2 protein-coding genes are annotated in these 1640 nt (G+C 35.7%); both read left to right on the forward strand.

Translation table 11 applies throughout. From position 1 onward, the window contains the following. Nucleotides 1-177 precede the first annotated feature (177 nt). Nucleotides 178-969: an MBL fold metallo-hydrolase gene (locus U9Q18_04060; GenBank protein ID MEA3313530.1), complete on the forward strand. Its 792-nt coding sequence runs from the start codon at nt 178-180 to the stop codon at nt 967-969. Then, nucleotides 959-1609, forward strand: coding sequence for a sulfite exporter TauE/SafE family protein (locus tag U9Q18_04065; GenBank protein ID MEA3313531.1), 651 nt, complete (start codon nt 959-961; stop codon nt 1607-1609). Before U9Q18_04060 ends, U9Q18_04065 begins: the two co-directional genes overlap by 11 nt. Nucleotides 1610-1640 lie beyond the last annotated feature (31 nt).

The following is a 1640-nucleotide window of genomic DNA, read 5'->3' on the forward strand; positions in this document are numbered from 1 at the left end:
CCTGGCAACCTGATCTTTCACTTCTTCCCAGCTAAAATCTGCCAAAAGCATTTTTATCTCCTTTTTGTATTATACAGGTTTTTCTTTAAAGTCAAGAATCTTTTAGGTAAAATGTGACTTGATTTTTATTTTCTTTATGAATATTATTGTTTGTTAAACTATATTTTAGGAGGCAAAATGGATAAGATAAAATGGATAACTTTGTTCTTAATATTCATCGTTTCATTCTCATCTTTAGCAGTGACAAAAGATTTGGATCTTACAATTGTTTATGATAATAATACCTACAAAGAAGGCTTAGAAACAAGATGGGGTTTTTCCTGTTTTGTAAAAGGTCTTGAGAAAACAATTCTTTTTGATGTCGGTGGTGAGGGTTCTGTTCTTCTTTCCAATATGCAAAAACTAAAAATCGATCCTGCCTCAATAGATATAATAATTCTTTCTCACATTCACTACGACCATGTTGGGGGCTTACCCGACTTTTTAGAAAAGAATCCCAATGTTACCGTTTACCTGCCGAAGTCTCTACCTCAAAGTATTAAAAATGAAGTCATTAAGGCAGGAGCAAAATTGATCGAGGTTCATAATCCCAAGGAAATCTGCAAAAATGCTTATTCCACTGGAGAAATGGGGAGCTGGATAAAAGAAGAATCTCTTATAATAAAAACTTCTAAGGGATTGATAGTAATCACAGGTTGTGCTCATCCAGGGATTGTAAACATTGTTAAAAAGGCAAAAGGGATGCTTAATCAAGATGTCTATTTAGCATTGGGTGGCTTTCATCTATGCTGGATGAATCTATGGCAGATAAAGAGTATTGTAAAGGGGATAAAAGAGCAAAGGGTTTTGAAAGTGGCTCCTTGCCATTGTTCAGGAGACCTCGCAAGAGAACAGTTTGAAAAAGTCTATGGAAAAGACTTTATTCTTGCAGGCTGTGGGAAAAAGATAGAGATAAAGAATGCTTTCTAATTCTTTAAAGTTACTCGCAGCCGGCTTTACTATGGGATGGGGGCCATGTCTTAGCTTTACTGCTCCGTTGCTTTTGCCTTATATTGGAGCCACAAAGGAAAATTGGCTGGGTGGTTTTAAAGTAGCTTTTATATTTTCAATCGGTAGGCTTTTGGCTTTTGCTATCTTGGGTGGTCTTGCAACCGTGGCTTTCAATTTTATTAATCAATTCTTTCCCCCTCAAAAATCCGGTTGGCTCTATTTAATTTTAGCTCTTTCCATGATAACAATTGGTATCCTTATCATTTTAGGCAAAGGTTATAAGAGGCATAGTGGAAAGAGAATATTGGATAAAGGTACTAAAAGTATGTTTTTAATTGGCTTTTTGATGGGCATTGCTCCTTGTGTTCCATATGTAGCAATTCTTACCTATATTGCCTGTATAGCAGAAAATACTGTTTTACTAGGTACATTATACGCTGCATTATTTGCGACAGGCACAGCAATCGCTCCCATAGTATTAGGGACTCTAATGGGCATTATTCCTGGAAGGTTATTTAAATCGGCTAAATTGCGCAAAGTTTTTCAGGTAGTTTGTGGAGTGATTCTTGTCCTTTTTGGAGCACAGCTTATCTATTATATGTTGAAACTTGTTATCTAAAAATAATCAATCACAAAACCTTCGAACTTTT

The organism is Caldisericota bacterium, from assembly GCA_034717215.1.
Lineage (GTDB): Bacteria > Caldisericota > Caldisericia > Caldisericales > Caldisericaceae > UBA646.